Origin of the sequence: Nocardia aurea, from assembly GCF_003123685.1 — a bacterium.
Lineage (GTDB): Bacteria > Actinomycetota > Actinomycetes > Mycobacteriales > Mycobacteriaceae > Nocardia > Nocardia aurea.
Genome location: NZ_QCYJ01000127.1, coordinates 171,952 through 184,731 on the forward strand (window position 1 = coordinate 171,952; position 12,780 = coordinate 184,731).

Sequence of the window (12,780 nt, forward strand, 5' to 3'; positions counted from 1 at the left end):
GGCGTGGTAGTCGAGTACCTCGCTGGCCTCCGCGTTGCGGACCGGAGCCTGCTCTAGACGAGCTGCTTTACCGGTCGGTGCGGTGGTTGCTGTTGCCAAAACAATCCCAATCCCTCTCGGACGCGTTCCACGTCCTCAGCGGTTCCCATGAGTTCGAAGCGATACAGGTACGGCACCCCGCATTTGCGCGAGATCACCTCTCCCGCATAACAGAAGGTATCGCCGAAGTTCGTGTTGCCCGCCGCGACGACCCCGCGCAGCAGGGCGCGATTGTGCGGATCGTTGAGGAACTTGGCGACCTGCCGCGGGACGAAATCCTTGTCGGATCGGTCACCCCCCAGCACGTGCCGACCGCCCCCGTAGGTGGGAACGATCAGCACGTACGGTTCGTCGACGCGCAGCGAATCGGCGGTGTGCAGTGGTATTCGAGTCGCCGGGATTCCCAGCTTCTCGACGAAGCGGTGCGTGTTCTCCGATGCGCTGGAGAAGTACACCAGCGCGGGGGGAGCGGAGCCTGCGGAGCGACCCGAATACTCCGAAGCGGAGCCTGCGGAGCGACCCGAATACTCCGGAGTGGAAACTTCGGTCATGCCGACTACCTCCCCTCCCCTGTCGGAACGAACGGGACGGGTCAGGCCGCCACGGTCGCGAGAGATTTGATGCGGTCGGGCCGGAACCCGGACCAGTGGTCCTCACCGGCGACGACGACCGGCGCCTGCAGGTACCCCAGTGCCATGACGTAGTCACGGGCCTCGTCGTTCACGGAGATGTCGACGACTTCGTATTCCACCCCGACCTTGTCGAGCGCCTTGTAGGTGGCATTGCACTGGACGCAAGCGGGCTTGGTATACACGGTGACGGTCATATATCCCTCTCTCCTATGCCTAGTCCACAGCCGGTGATCCGTATGCCGATCGATGGAGCGACCGATGAACGGCCGCTGGCGATGCATGCTCCGATGTACGCTGCGCAAACTCCTGGATCCGACTCGGAATCCCCTTCGACCCCTGCTCAGGCCCTTCGGGCCGAGATGGTTCACGCGGTGGATTCCTGCCGTCTTCCAGTGAGCAAGACACTACACCTAGTGGCCGACAGATTCATACAACACGACATGTTGCGAGTCGCACGGATGTAATTCCCACGCGGTAAGTCCCAGGACAGTCGATTCACCACCCGACACGAGGGTGGCATACATCACAATTTCATACCGGAGCTTATTCTCAGCAAACACACCTGGCACCCGTGTCACACCGGCCACGACCGTATCGCCCGCCCCTGCCGCAGCACCCGGGAACACCGGGCACACGAGATCGCCTCCGTCCCGGATCGGACACGGAGGCGATGGTCGCAAACGCGGGTCGAGCCCCGCTAACCGGGGCGGCCGACGGCGAGCAGTCGCAGCCAGGCGCGCGAATACGCGGGTTCCAGCGTGGCGGAATCGAGCGGACGCGGCGGATCCGCCGCCGGGCAGCCCGCTCGGACGGGGGCGCGGTGGAACACCTCCCGCAGACCGGCGGTCAGGTCGAGTGTTTCGGCGAGGGCGGTGACGAGCGCGCGGTCGTGTCGGGCCAGCGCTTCGACCACCTCATCTGTTGTCTGCTCGGTCATCTCGATCCCTCTCGTCGCCGGCCATGATCGCCAGTGCGCGGCGTGCCTTCTTCAGGCTGCCACGCACCGCTTCGGGGCTGATCTTCAGCTCCTCCGCGATCTCTTTGGGGGTGAATCCGAACATGATCCACGCCATGATCTGGCGTTGCCGCCCCGGCAGCCGCGCCAGTACGCGCTGCGCGGTGTCGTTGCCGAGGAACTCCACCTCCGGCGGGGTCAGAGCGGAGCGCTGCTCGACGAGGAGTTCGCGCGGATGTTCGTACCGCGACGTCCTCGCCCGCAGGAATTTGCGGTGCGCGACATGGAAGCACCACGCGGACGGGGAGGTGATCCTCGGCCAGGAGCGATAGGCCTCGATCATGGTCTCCTGCGCGATATCGGCCGCGTCGGCGGGCTGTGCGCCGTGGCGGATCACGAAGGCCACCAGCCGCGGCATGAAATCCCGATAGAAGGCGGCGAACTCCTCGCGGTCGACGCCCGCGCGGTGCGCCGCCGCGCGCACCCTGGCCCGCTCGGCGGCGTCCTCGGCGAGCACGAGTTGCTCGACCAGTCGCGGCGAGACGTCGGCCAGCCGGTCGAGCATGCGCCGCGCCAGCGCGAGTGCCGCCTGTTCGCCCGTGCAGCCGAGCCGTTCGGCGTGTTCGGTGACTATCCGGAAGATCTCCACGTCGTCGACCAGTTCCGGATCGCTGAGCAATTCGTCGATGGTCATGCCGAGCATCGCGTCGCGTCGGCTCAGCTCGACCTCCGGCAGCCAGCTCAGCCGCCACCCCCCACCGACCGACCACGCCGACTCCGGCGTGCGGTCGCTGGTCATCGACCGGTCAGTGACGTAGATCGTCATCACGGGCCCCCGTTCGAGCCTGCCTGCGCGCGGCTGTCCCACCAGCATGGGCGCGATATCCCGGATCGGCGAACTCTTCGGAGGGAGGCACGCACTGCCACGTCGGCACCAGCCCCCGATCCCGGCGCAGCGTACTGCGCAACTGCATACCCGCGATCCCGGCCTGCACCACCTGTATGGCGAGACCCGCGATCACCACGACCGCACCGACCACGTCCCCGTTCATCGAGTTGCCTTTCCAGACGTACCGCTTTGCCCATGTAGTGGCGTGCGGCGGCCCGAACGTGAACTCGTGCGAGGACGAAGGCGATACCGAAATGATCACGGGCGAACCGAGACCGTCCGCCACACGGACGAGACCGCCTCCGGCCCGGAGATCGGGACGGAGGCGGTCCGAGGAAACGGCGTTCGGCCGAGGCGTCGTCGGTGGGTCAGGCGGAGACCAGGGTGCCGCGCGCGGCCTCGACCAGCGCGGCGACCGCGCCCGCGAGTTCGGTCAGCGCCTGCGCGTCCTCACGCGGGTGCGCGTCGGCGAAACGCTCGCCGAAACCGGCGAAGTGCAGGTGCGCTTCCTCGACGACCCGTCCACCGGCGATGCCGACCGATTTGACGGTGTCGCCGTGCGCCCACTTGGCGGCGTTCGGGCTGATCGAACCGCTCAGCACGGCGACCGGGCGATCCTTGAGCGCGCCCGCGCCGTACGGGCGGGAGGCCCAGTCGATGGCGTTCTTGAGTACCGCGGAGGTGGTCCCGTTGTATTCGGGGGTCAACAGCAGCAGGCCGTCGGCGGCGGCGACAGCGTCGCGCAGCGCCTGGGCGGCGGCGGGCACCGAACCGGGGACGTCGATGTCCTCGTTGTAGAACGGGATATCCCCGAGCCCTTCGTAGATGGTGACCTCGACACCCTCCGGCGCGGTCTGGACGGCGGCCTCGGCGAGTTTGCGGTTGATCGACGCGGCGCGAAGGCTGCCGACAAGTGCGAGAATGCGGGGCTGGCTCATGACGACTCCTGGTCTACTGAATGCGGTGTCCGAACTTTCACTCTCACTAACCGGACTATGGTCCGATTCCATTCCCCAGAAAGCCCGACAGGCCCGTGACCTACAGCACACCCCTGCCCGACGAGGCCGAGCCCGGTGAACCCACACCGGCGCCCCGTCTGCTCGGCATCGGCGCTCCATTACTCGGCGCGCCGGAGCCCACTGAACGCGCCGACGCGGCGCGCAACCGGCGATTGCTGCTGGACACGGCCCAACAGCTGGTGCGCGAGCACGGCGTCGACGCGCTGACGATGGACGAACTCGCCAAACGCGCCGGCGTCGGCAAGGGCACGGTCTTTCGCCGCTTCGGCAGCCGATCGGGTCTGATGCGCGCCCTGCTCGACCATTCCGAACGCAAGTACCAGGACGCGTTCATGTTCGGACCGCCGCCGCTGGGGCCCGGCGCGCCACCGGTGCGGCGTCTGGTCGCGTTCGGCCGGGCGCGACTGCTCGATATCGAGGTCGAGGGCGAACTGCACCGCGCGGCCGAGATCAGCGAGGCGGGCGAACGCTACACGGGCGGCCCCTACAACCTGCTGAAGACCCACGTGTCGATATTGCTGCGCGAGGCGGGCGCGGCCGGGGAGATCCCGCTGCTGGCCGATACCGTGCTCGCGGTGCTGGACGCCCCGCTCGTGATGTACCAGATGCGGGTCCTCGGGTACGACCGCGTACAGATCGGCGACAACTGGGAAGCCTTCATAGAGCGGATCGTCGGGCCGCGTCCGCCAGTAGAGTGAGCTGCCATGGGCAGTGTGCGTGAACAGATAATCTCCGAGTTGGGCGTCCAGCCGACTATCGAGCCGAAGGTCGAAGTCCGACGTCGCGTCGATTTCCTCGCGGAGTTTCTGCGCAGCACGCCGGCTCGGGGTTTCGCGCTCGGCATCAGCGGCGGTCAGGACAGCGCGCTCACCGGGCGGCTGTGCCAGCTGGCAGTCGAGCAGTTGCGCGCGGACGGCATGGCCGACGCCACCTTCGTCGCGGTCCGGCTGCCCTACGGCGTCCAGTCCGACGAGGTCGACGCCAGGATCGCCATGCGGTTCATCCAGCCCGACCGCTCGGTGGTCGTCAATATCCGGCCGGGCGCCAACGCCGTCGCGGGCGAGGTGGCCTCGGCCCTGTCGGTGGACAAACTCCGGGATTTCGTGCGCGGCAACGTGAAGGCCCGCGAACGCATGGTCGTCCAGTACGCCATCGCGGGCCAGGAGAATCTGCTCGTCGTCGGCACCGATCACGCGGCCGAGGCGGTCACCGGCTTCTTCACCAAATACGGTGACGGCGGCGTCGACCTCACACCGCTCACCGGGCTCACCAAACGCCAAGGCGCGGCGCTGCTCCAGGAACTCGGGGCGCCGAGCAGTATCTGGTCGAAGGTTCCCACCGCCGATCTGGAGGACGACCGACCCGCGCTGCCGGACGAGGAAGCCCTCGGCCTGCGCTACAGCGAGATCGACGACTACCTCGAAGGTAAGGACGTCACCGCCGAGGTCGCCGAGAAGCTGGAGACCATCTACCGCAATACCAGGCACAAGCGCACCGTTCCGGTGACCCCGCTCGACACCTGGTGGCGCTGACCGCTATTCAGCTCGAGGCCCGGCGATGAGGTCCGCTCGGTCGACCTCCACTCGATCGATACCCTCGACTCGGTCGACGCCCTCCGTTCGGTCGACAGCCTCCGCTCACCCGCTGATCTCCGCGATCCGCCGGGTGAGGAATCGGCGGACCTGGTCGTTGGCGGCCAGATCCACCGCCTGTCGGTAGTACTCGACGGCCTCGGCCTCGCGGCCCGCGCGCGACAACATATCCGCGCGGGTGGCCGCGACCAGGTGGGTACCGGCCAGGCGCGGGTGATCGGCGACGGCGTCCAGCGCGGTCAAACCCGCCGGGAAGCCGTCGCGGAAGCCGACCGCGACGGCCCGGTTCACCTCGGCGACCGGCGAGCGGGTGTATCGGAGTAGTTCGTCGTACCCGCCGACCACGGCGCGCCAATCGGTCCGATCCCAGGTCGTGGCGACGGCGTGCGCGCCGGCGATCCGCGCCTGCGCCAGGTACGGTCCGCTGCCGCCGGTTTCGGCGGCCGAGATCAGGCAGCGCAGGCCCGCGTCGATCTCGGCGCGGTTCCACCGGCTCCGGTCCTGGTCCTCCAAGGCCACCAGTTCGCCGTCGGCGGAACGGCGTGCGGCGCGACGACTGTCGTTGAGCAGCATGAGCGCGAGCAGCGCGCGGACCTCGGGCTCCCCCGGCAACAGGGCGCACAGCAGCTTGCCGAGCCGAACGGCCTCGTCGCACAGTTCGTCCCGGATCGCCGAAAGTCCGGCGGTCGCGAAGTAGCCCTCGCTGAAAACCAGGTAGACGCAGGCCAATACGGCCGGGGTACGTTCGGGCAGCAGATGCGCGGCCGGCACCCGCAGCGGGATGCCGGCGGCGCGGATCTTCGCCTTGGCGCGGGTGAGTCGTTGCGCGACAGTGTGTTCGGGTTGCAGGAAGGCCCGCGCGATCTCGGCGGTCCGCAACCCGCACACCAGCCGCAGCGTCAGCGCCACCCGGGATTCGGCGGACAGAGCGGGGTGACAGCAGGTGAAGATCATCCGCAGCTGGTCGTCGACGACCGGCGACATCTCGATCTCCTCCGATTCGACGGCGAGCGCGCCGATCCGGCTGCCGTCGAGCCGGAAGGCATGGTGTTCCTTGGTGGTTCGGGCGGACTCGCGCCGGAGCCCGTCCAGCGCGCGGTGGCGTGCCGCGGTGGTGATCCAGGCTCCGGGATTCGCGGGCATCCCGGCGGTGGGCCAGGTGCGCAGCGCGTCGGCGAAAGCCTCCTGCACCGCGTCCTCTGCGGTCGCGATATCGCCGACCATACGGGCGACCGTGGCCAGCGCCCGGCCGAATTCGGCACGGTAGACACCGTCGATCGATTCGGCCGGGCCCGGCACCGTCAGCCCGCGAGGTCGACGATGCGGCGCACTTCGGTGTGACCGCGCTCGGCCAGCGGGATCGCGGCCGCGATCTCGGACGCCGCGGCCCGGTCCGGTGCCGCGAACAGGTAGATCCCGTCGACCACGTCGCTGAATTCGGGGCTCGGTCCGTCGCTGATGCGCAGTTCCCCGTCGCGCACCCGCACCGTGGTCGCCGTCGACGGCGGTGTCAGGGCGCCGCCGCCGCGGATCGCCGCGGCGAATTTCTCCCCGAAACGCTGGTGCTCGGTCATCGCCGTCTCCCATTCCGGGGTCTCCGGCACGACGACCGTGTCCGGCGCCGACCACAGCAGCGCCAGCCACCAGTCCGGTCCCGGCGTCTCGTGCGGGGAGTACATGATCATCGGCCGCAATTCCACGGTGCCGTCCTCGGCCGCCGGAATCCGGCGGGCACATTCGATGGCCTCGTCCAGGTCGGCGCAGTCCAGGACGTAGAAACCGCCGATCACCTCCGCCTGCTCGGGGTAGGGACCGTCGGTGACCAGCGCCGCGCCCGCACCGGGCCGCACCGTCACCGCCGTCGCCGACGGATAGAGGGCGGCGCCGCCCGCGATCGCGGCTCCCGCCCGTTCCTCGAAGGCGCCGTAGCGCGCCACCATCGCCTCGAATTCCGGTGTACCCGGCTGGGCGTCGGGTCCGTCCTCACGTCCGGTCAATGTCGCCAGGTAGTGCATGTCGCCGTCCTTCCCAGTGCCGAGGGGATCCGGTACCCCTCTCTACCAGGACGACGAACGCCGGATCGGGATCTCTACATCGATCGGCGAATATTTTTCGGCCGGGCCGGACGCGCGGGTCAGCCGCCCGCGAACGGGGGCAGCACATCGACGCGGCGGGTGAGCGCGGCCGACGGATCGCGGGTGAGTTCGTCACCGATCAGGTACGCGCAGACCCCGAGCATGGTGTCGAGTCCGGGACCGTAGGTGGCGGCGAGGGTCAGGCGCAGATCGGCGATGGTGGCGTCGGCGGGCAACTCCAGCACCTCGCTGTCCTTGCCGACGGCATCGGCGATCGCGGCGAAATAGCGGACCTCAACCACCGATGGCTCCCATCGTGCGTTCCGGCGGAACGAAATTCTCGGCGTCGATACCGTGACCCGCCCATTTGTTCCACATCGCACCGCGCCAGATGGCGGCGATATCGTCGTCGTCGGCCCCACCGCGCAGGGCCTGGCGCAGGTCGAACTCCTGATCGCTGAACAGGCACGAGCGCAGCATGCCGTCGGCGGTGAGCCGGGTCCGATCGCAGGTGTCACAGAATTTGCGGGTGACGGTGGCGATGATGCCGACGGTCGCGGGACCGCCGTCGACGTGCCATTTCTCCGCGGGCGCGGACGGATCGCCGCGCCCCGCCTCGGTGAGCGTGAATCGAGCGCCGAGTACGTCGAGCAGTTCGGCGGCGGTCACCATCTCCGCGCGCGCCCACTCGTGATCGGCGTCGAGTGGCATCTCCTCGATGAAGCGAAGTTCACAGCCCTCGTCCAGACACCAGCGCAGTAGATCCGGCGCGCCGGACAGGGTGTCACGCATCAGCACGGCGTTCACCTTCACCGGCGCCAGACCCGCGTCGCGGGCCGCCCTGATACCGGCGAAAACCGAATCGAGACGGTCACGCCTGGTCAGCCGGGCGAATCCGAGCCGATCGACGGTATCGAGCGAGACATTGACCCGGCCGAGTCCGGCCGCCGCGAGACCGCGCGCGCGGTGCCGGAGACCGACGCCGTTGGTCGTCATCGCCAGCGGTGTCTCCGGCACCCGCTCGTGACAGCCTTCGATGATCTTCTCCAGATCACGGCGCAGCAGCGGCTCGCCGCCGGTGAACCGGACCTCGCGCACGCCGAGTTCGGTCACGGCGAGCGCGACCAGCCGGACGATTTCGTCGACGGTCAGCAGTTCGTCCACCGGGATCGGCGGCAGCCCCTCTTCGGGCATGCAGTAGGTGCAGCGCAGTGAACACTTCTCGGTGATCGAGACGCGGAGATCTCGCGCGACCCGCCCGAATCGGTCTACCAGGTACGGCGTTTCCGGTCGTCCGTCGAGCGAGGGGCGGCCGGACCGAACCGCGGGAATGCCCATCTCGACCAACGTCACACTCCCATTATGACCACGCCGACCCCGGAGGACCGTGGGGAGGCGAAACATCACGGGGTCGCCACGACCTCACGAACGGGCATGTCACGCGGTGAGTCGCGATCAGGCGACGACCTCGCGGCCCGACCGGGGGCGAACGATAGGCTGATTCGCATGAGCTCTCGGCCCGTCCGCATCCCGGCCAGGTCCGTCGACGAGTACCGCGACACCATCGAACGGTTGCTGCGCCCGTTGGCGGCGCGCGCGATCGAATCCGTTCCGGTGCCGCAGGCTCTCGGCAGGCAATTGTCCGAGGATGTGCGCTCGCCGGTCGAGTTGCCGGTCTTCCGCAATTCAGCCATGGACGGGTACGCGGTCCGCGCCGACTCGATCGCGGTGACGCCGGTGACGCTGCCGATGGCCGGTGTGGTGGCCGCGGGCGACGCGGGCCGGGATCCACTGCCGCCCGGCGCGGCCGTCAAGGTGATGACCGGCGCGCCGATCCCGCCGGGCGCCGACTGTGTGGTTCCGGTGGAGGACACGCGGTCCGAAGGCGCGGAGGTCGTCATCGACCGCGGCCGGTCGGCGGGCGAGTTCATCCGCGAACCGGGCACCGATGTGCGGGTGGGCGATCTGCTCGTCCCCGCCGCGACGGCGTTGACCCCGCGACATATCGCCGCGCTTGCCGCGGTCGGACTCGCCGAGGTGCCGGCATTCGCTCCGCTGCGCGCCGCGGTGATCACGACCGGCGACGAACTCGTCCCCGCCGGACAACCGTTGCGTCCCGGCCAGATCTACAACTCCAACGGCATCGCGCTCGCCGCCGCGTTGCGCGCCAACGGCGTCACCGTCGTCTCGGTCGAGCACAGTACCGACGATCCCGACGTCTTCCGCCGATTGATCACCGCGGCAACGGGTTCGGCCGATCTGGTGTTCACCTCGGGCGGGGTGTCCAAGGGTGATTTCGAGGTGGTCAAGGATGTGCTGGCACCGATGGGCGGCGAATTCGGCTCGGTCGCGGTGCAGCCGGGCGGGCCGCAGGGCCTGACGGTCGTCGACGGCGTTCCTGTACTGAGTTTCCCCGGAAATCCGGTGAGCACCATGGTCTCGTTCGAGGTTTTCGCGCGACCGATATTGCGCCTGCTGGCCGGTCTGGAGCCGGTCCGCACGCGCGAATTGCCGTTGACCGAGCCGGTGCGCTCGCCCCAGGGACGTCGCCAGTTCCTGCGCGGGCGCGTCACCGACGCCGGGGTGGAGTCGGTGTCGGGTCAGGGTTCGCATCTGGTGGCGGCGATGGCGTGGGCCGATGTCCTCATCGATATCGCGGCCGAGACCACCGAACTCCCCGCGGGCGCCACCGTCCGCGTGCTCTCGCTGTGACCTCGTCCCCGAGAGGTGTACGCGGGCGTCTCGCGTCGCGACCCGCGATTGTGCCAGGGTGGGTTGTATGAGTGAGTTGTCGCATGTCGACCGCGAGGGCAGGGCCCGCATGGTGGATGTCAGCGCGAAATCCGACAGCACCAGGGTCGCCGTCGCGGCGGGTGAACTGCGGACCACCGCCGAGGTGATCGCGCTGGTGCGCGCCGACGACATGCCGAAAGCGGATGTGCTCTCGACCGCGCGTATCGCCGGTATCTCCGGCGCGAAGAAGACCTCCGAACTCATCCCGCTGTGCCATCAGCTCGCCCTGTCGTCGGTGACGGTGGAATTCGGATTCACCGAAACCTCCATCACCATCGAGGCGAGCGCGAAGACCAAGGGGCCGACCGGTGTGGAGATGGAAGCGCTCACCGCGGTCGCCGTCGCCGGACTCACGCTGCACGACATGGTGAAGGCCGTCGATCCGGCCGCCACCATCGACGGTGTCCGGCTGCTCACCAAAGACGGTGGTAAGCACGGACATTGGGAGCGGCCCGAGGCCGAGGACGGCCCGGTGGCACCCGCACCCGCGCACGTCCACCCGGCGGATCCGGACGCGGAGATCAGGACCGCCGCCGTCGTGGTCGCCTCGACCGGTGTCGCGGCGGGCACCCGCGCCGATACCACCGGTCCCGTGCTCGTCGAATGGCTTGCCGGACTGGGCTATTCGGTGCGCGGCCCGCTCGTCTACGCCGACGCCGACATCACCGTCGGATTGGCCGACGCCCTGCACCTGACCCCGTCGCTGGTCGTCACCACCGGCGGCACCGGAGCGTCGCCCACCGACGCGACCCCCGAGGCGACACTGTCGGTCATCGACCGGGAACTGCCCGGCGTCGCCGAGGCGATCCGGCAGCGCGGCACCGCGAAATTCCCGCTCGCGGCGCTGAGCCGCGGGGTGGCCGGACTGGCGGGATCGTCGGTCGTGGTCAATCTGCCGGGATCCCCCGGCGGGGTCAAGGACGGTATGGCCGTACTCGAACCCCTTCTCGATCACCTGCTAGCGCAAGTAGCCGGAGGCGGCAGTCATGACAACCCGTGAAGACGCACTCGTCCGCGTCGCCCGCATCAGCGACGAGGATCTCGATCCCGCCGAAGTGGAAGCCGCGGTCAGCGGGCCCGAACACGGCGCGGTCGTCGTCTTCACCGGAAAGGTCCGCGATCACGACGAGGGTCAGGCGGTGTCCGCGCTCGAGTATTCGTCCCATCCCGAAGCGGCCCGCTTCCTGCGCGCATGTTGCGCCGAACTGGCCGCTTCCTCCGGGCTACCGGTCGCGGCGGTCCATCGCGTCGGTCCGCTGACGATCGGGGATCTCGCCATCGTGGTCGCCGTCGCGGCCCCGCACCGTGCCGAGGCGTTCCGGACCTGCGCGGAACTGGTCGATCGCATCAAACACGACGTACCGATCTGGAAGCGCCAGTTGTTCGCCGACGGTCTGTCCGAATGGGTCAATGCCTGTGGTCATTAACCATTCCGTGACACGAATCCGGTGACGAATCAATAGCGCCACGATAGCGTCGGCCCCGAAGCGTGTTCGTCCGATCGTGCGGCAGGAGGGCGTGTGGGTACCGATCAAGTATTGCTGCATCGTTTCGTCATCTCCCAGCTCAGCGCGGCCGGGCTCGACCGGGACAAACTCATCCGGGAATCCGGCTTGCCGGAGTGGACGATGGCGGGCGACGACGTCCACCTGCCGTCGCAGACCTTCTCCCGGCTGTGGGAATTGGGCGAGCACGGGCTGAGCAATCCGAATGTCGCGCTCGAGGTCGCGCGGCGTTACGAACTACCCGCGCTCGGCCTCTACGACTACCTGTTCTCCACCGCCCCCACGCTGGGGGCCGGGCTGGCGACCTGTGGGCCCTACGTCTGCTCGGTGACGACCAATCACCGGTTCGACCTCGTCGCGGACAACGAACACGAGACCAGCCTCTATCTCGAGATGATCGAGGGCGAGGGTCGCGCCCGTGACCTCACCCAACTCTGGGGCCTGACCGCGGTGCTGAGCCGGGCACGCCGCATCCTCGCGGGTCCGCTCGTGCCGGTGCGGGTGTCCCTGCGCCAGCGCGCACCTTCGGACACCCGCACCTTCGTCGACGTGTTCGGCACGAACGCGATCGAGTTCGAGGCGGCGGTCGACGCGATGACCTTCCGCACCTCCGATATGGATCGCCCCCTCATCACCAGCGATCCGACTCTCGCCGCCATTCTGCGCCCGCTCGCCGACGCCCTGCCCCCGCCCCCGCCGCTGGCCTCCGCCTGGCCGCACCGTGTCTCCGACGCGCTGGCCGACGCCCTCGCCGAAGGCGACGCCTCGCTCGAACGGGTGGCGCGCAGGCTGGCGACCAGTCCGAGAACGCTGCAACGGCGGCTGATGGAGGCGGGCACCACCTGGCGCAAGGAACTGGATCGGGCCCGCGACGCCATCCTGCGCCAGGCCGGCGCGAGCGGTCCGCTCAGTCGTGCCAGGCAGGCGCAGTTGGTCGGCTATTCCGACGCCGCGTCGATGCGGCGGGCGGCACGCCGTTGGACCGCCGCCGACACCGGGAATCGCACCGGTCGTTTCGACTGAGCGACTCGCCGCCACCCCTACACCCGCAGGAAGGTGGCCGCTATCCGCCAGAAGGTCGATGTCTCGATCGAGCCGAAATCCCAGCTGTCCGCGATATCGCGGGTGGCGGCCACGATCGCAGGCACATCGAAGTCCTCGCGCGTGGCGGTTCCCTTGGCCTCCAGCGCGGCGATCACGTACGCCGTGGCGCTTTCGCAGGTCTCGGTCACGGAACTCTCCAATCGGTCGCGGAACTGAACGGCGATCACGGTTCTACGG

At 68.8% G+C, this 12,780-nt stretch carries 17 protein-coding genes; 6 read left to right on the forward strand and 11 right to left on the reverse strand.

Translation table 11 applies throughout. The features are described 5' to 3' along the window. Positions 1-53: 53 nt before the first annotated feature. From nrdI to DAT37_RS29615, 6 genes are all read right to left on the reverse strand, one after another. Positions 54-590: a class Ib ribonucleoside-diphosphate reductase assembly flavoprotein NrdI gene (gene nrdI, locus DAT37_RS29595; RefSeq protein ID WP_232840073.1), complete on the reverse strand. Its 537-nt coding sequence runs from the start codon at positions 588-590 to the stop codon at positions 54-56. 41 nt (positions 591-631) lie between these two features. Then, the gene (gene nrdH / locus DAT37_RS29600; RefSeq protein ID WP_109528165.1) at positions 632-865 is read right to left on the reverse strand and encodes a glutaredoxin-like protein NrdH; all 234 of its coding nucleotides are present in this window, start codon (positions 863-865) and stop codon (positions 632-634) included. A gap of 503 nt (positions 866-1,368) precedes the next feature. Beyond that, entirely contained in the window at positions 1,369-1,608 is a 240-nt protein-coding gene (locus DAT37_RS29605) for a hypothetical protein (RefSeq protein WP_157978771.1), read from the reverse strand. After that, the gene (locus DAT37_RS29610) at positions 1,586-2,452 is read right to left on the reverse strand and encodes an RNA polymerase sigma factor (protein ID WP_198654496.1); all 867 of its coding nucleotides are present in this window, start codon (positions 2,450-2,452) and stop codon (positions 1,586-1,588) included. The genes DAT37_RS29605 and DAT37_RS29610 overlap by 23 nt, the downstream gene beginning before the upstream one ends. Further along, positions 2,433-2,678: a hypothetical protein gene (locus tag DAT37_RS44385; protein ID WP_157978773.1), complete on the reverse strand. Its 246-nt coding sequence runs from the start codon at positions 2,676-2,678 to the stop codon at positions 2,433-2,435. Before DAT37_RS44385 ends, DAT37_RS29610 begins: the two co-directional genes overlap by 20 nt. 205 nt (positions 2,679-2,883) lie before the next feature. Beyond that, complete coding sequence (locus DAT37_RS29615; RefSeq protein WP_109528168.1) at positions 2,884-3,453, reverse strand: NAD(P)H-dependent oxidoreductase; 570 nt, start codon at positions 3,451-3,453, stop codon at positions 2,884-2,886. Positions 3,454-3,611: 158 nt separating this feature from the next. Between DAT37_RS29615 and DAT37_RS29620 the strand changes: the two genes are divergently transcribed. Both DAT37_RS29620 and nadE read left to right on the forward strand, forming a co-directional pair. Beyond that, positions 3,612-4,232 carry a TetR/AcrR family transcriptional regulator gene (locus DAT37_RS29620; RefSeq protein WP_232840122.1) on the forward strand — a complete coding sequence of 207 codons (621 nt, stop codon included), beginning with the start codon at positions 3,612-3,614 and terminating at the stop codon, positions 4,230-4,232. Between the two features lie 6 nt (positions 4,233-4,238). Next, positions 4,239-5,066, forward strand: a complete 828-nt coding sequence (gene nadE / locus DAT37_RS29625; RefSeq protein WP_109528170.1) for an ammonia-dependent NAD(+) synthetase — start codon at positions 4,239-4,241, stop codon at positions 5,064-5,066. A gap of 105 nt (positions 5,067-5,171) precedes the next feature. On the opposite strand, the gene DAT37_RS29630 is transcribed toward nadE, so the two are convergent. The 4 genes from DAT37_RS29630 to moaA form a co-directional block, all read right to left on the reverse strand. After that, positions 5,172-6,350 (reverse strand): RNA polymerase sigma factor, encoded by a 1,179-nt coding sequence (locus DAT37_RS29630; protein WP_408637461.1) that lies wholly within the window; start codon positions 6,348-6,350, stop codon positions 5,172-5,174. Positions 6,351-6,427: 77 nt separating this feature from the next. Continuing rightward, on the reverse strand, positions 6,428-7,141 hold the full coding sequence (locus tag DAT37_RS29635; protein WP_109528172.1) for a YciI family protein: 714 nt from the start codon (positions 7,139-7,141) through the stop codon (positions 6,428-6,430). Positions 7,142-7,260: 119 nt separating this feature from the next. Next, entirely contained in the window at positions 7,261-7,503 is a 243-nt protein-coding gene (locus tag DAT37_RS29640; RefSeq protein WP_109528173.1) for a MoaD/ThiS family protein, read from the reverse strand. Further along, positions 7,496-8,554 (reverse strand): GTP 3',8-cyclase MoaA, encoded by a 1,059-nt coding sequence (moaA, locus tag DAT37_RS29645; RefSeq protein WP_109528174.1) that lies wholly within the window; start codon positions 8,552-8,554, stop codon positions 7,496-7,498. Before moaA ends, DAT37_RS29640 begins: the two co-directional genes overlap by 8 nt. A 153-nt stretch (positions 8,555-8,707) precedes the next feature. Here moaA and DAT37_RS29650 point away from each other — a divergent pair, with 153 nt between their 5' ends. The 4 genes from DAT37_RS29650 (at position 8,708) to DAT37_RS29665 (ending at position 12,522) form a co-directional block, all read left to right on the forward strand. After that, the gene (locus DAT37_RS29650) at positions 8,708-9,913 is read left to right on the forward strand and encodes a molybdopterin molybdotransferase MoeA (RefSeq protein ID WP_109528175.1); all 1,206 of its coding nucleotides are present in this window, start codon (positions 8,708-8,710) and stop codon (positions 9,911-9,913) included. A gap of 67 nt (positions 9,914-9,980) precedes the next feature. Next, entirely contained in the window at positions 9,981-10,994 is a 1,014-nt protein-coding gene (gene moaCB, locus DAT37_RS29655; protein ID WP_109528176.1) for a bifunctional molybdenum cofactor biosynthesis protein MoaC/MoaB, read from the forward strand. Next, complete coding sequence (locus DAT37_RS29660) at positions 10,981-11,421, forward strand: molybdenum cofactor biosynthesis protein MoaE (protein WP_109528177.1); 441 nt, start codon at positions 10,981-10,983, stop codon at positions 11,419-11,421. Before moaCB ends, DAT37_RS29660 begins: the two co-directional genes overlap by 14 nt. A gap of 93 nt (positions 11,422-11,514) precedes the next feature. Then, entirely contained in the window at positions 11,515-12,522 is a 1,008-nt protein-coding gene (locus DAT37_RS29665; RefSeq protein WP_109528178.1) for an AraC family transcriptional regulator ligand-binding domain-containing protein, read from the forward strand. Between the two features lie 17 nt (positions 12,523-12,539). On the opposite strand, the gene DAT37_RS29670 is transcribed toward DAT37_RS29665, so the two are convergent. Then, positions 12,540-12,731 carry a hypothetical protein gene (locus DAT37_RS29670; RefSeq protein WP_109528558.1) on the reverse strand — a complete coding sequence of 64 codons (192 nt, stop codon included), beginning with the start codon at positions 12,729-12,731 and terminating at the stop codon, positions 12,540-12,542. Positions 12,732-12,780 lie beyond the last annotated feature (49 nt).

Bases quoted from the DNA above. Each gene is read 5' to 3' on its own strand.
- DAT37_RS29605 (WP_157978771.1), bottom strand. From the start codon at position 1,608: ATGACCGAGCAGACAACAGATGAGGTGGTCGAAGCGCTGGCCCGACAC.
- DAT37_RS29650 (WP_109528175.1), top strand. From the start codon at position 8,708: ATGAGCTCTCGGCCCGTCCGCATCCCGGCCAGGTCCGTCGACGAGTAC.
- nadE (WP_109528170.1), top strand. From the start codon at position 4,239: ATGGGCAGTGTGCGTGAACAGATAATCTCCGAGTTGGGCGTCCAGCCG.
- DAT37_RS29660 (WP_109528177.1), top strand. From the start codon at position 10,981: ATGACAACCCGTGAAGACGCACTCGTCCGCGTCGCCCGCATCAGCGAC.
- DAT37_RS29610 (WP_198654496.1), bottom strand. From the start codon at position 2,452: ATGACGATCTACGTCACTGACCGGTCGATGACCAGCGACCGCACGCCG.
- moaCB (WP_109528176.1), top strand. From the start codon at position 9,981: ATGAGTGAGTTGTCGCATGTCGACCGCGAGGGCAGGGCCCGCATGGTG.
- nrdI (WP_232840073.1), bottom strand. From the start codon at position 590: ATGACCGAAGTTTCCACTCCGGAGTATTCGGGTCGCTCCGCAGGCTCC.
- DAT37_RS29635 (WP_109528172.1), bottom strand. From the start codon at position 7,141: ATGCACTACCTGGCGACATTGACCGGACGTGAGGACGGACCCGACGCC.
- DAT37_RS29630 (WP_408637461.1), bottom strand. From the start codon at position 6,350: ATGGTCGGCGATATCGCGACCGCAGAGGACGCGGTGCAGGAGGCTTTC.
- DAT37_RS44385 (WP_157978773.1), bottom strand. From the start codon at position 2,678: ATGAACGGGGACGTGGTCGGTGCGGTCGTGGTGATCGCGGGTCTCGCC.
- DAT37_RS29615 (WP_109528168.1), bottom strand. From the start codon at position 3,453: ATGAGCCAGCCCCGCATTCTCGCACTTGTCGGCAGCCTTCGCGCCGCG.
- nrdH (WP_109528165.1), bottom strand. From the start codon at position 865: ATGACCGTCACCGTGTATACCAAGCCCGCTTGCGTCCAGTGCAATGCC.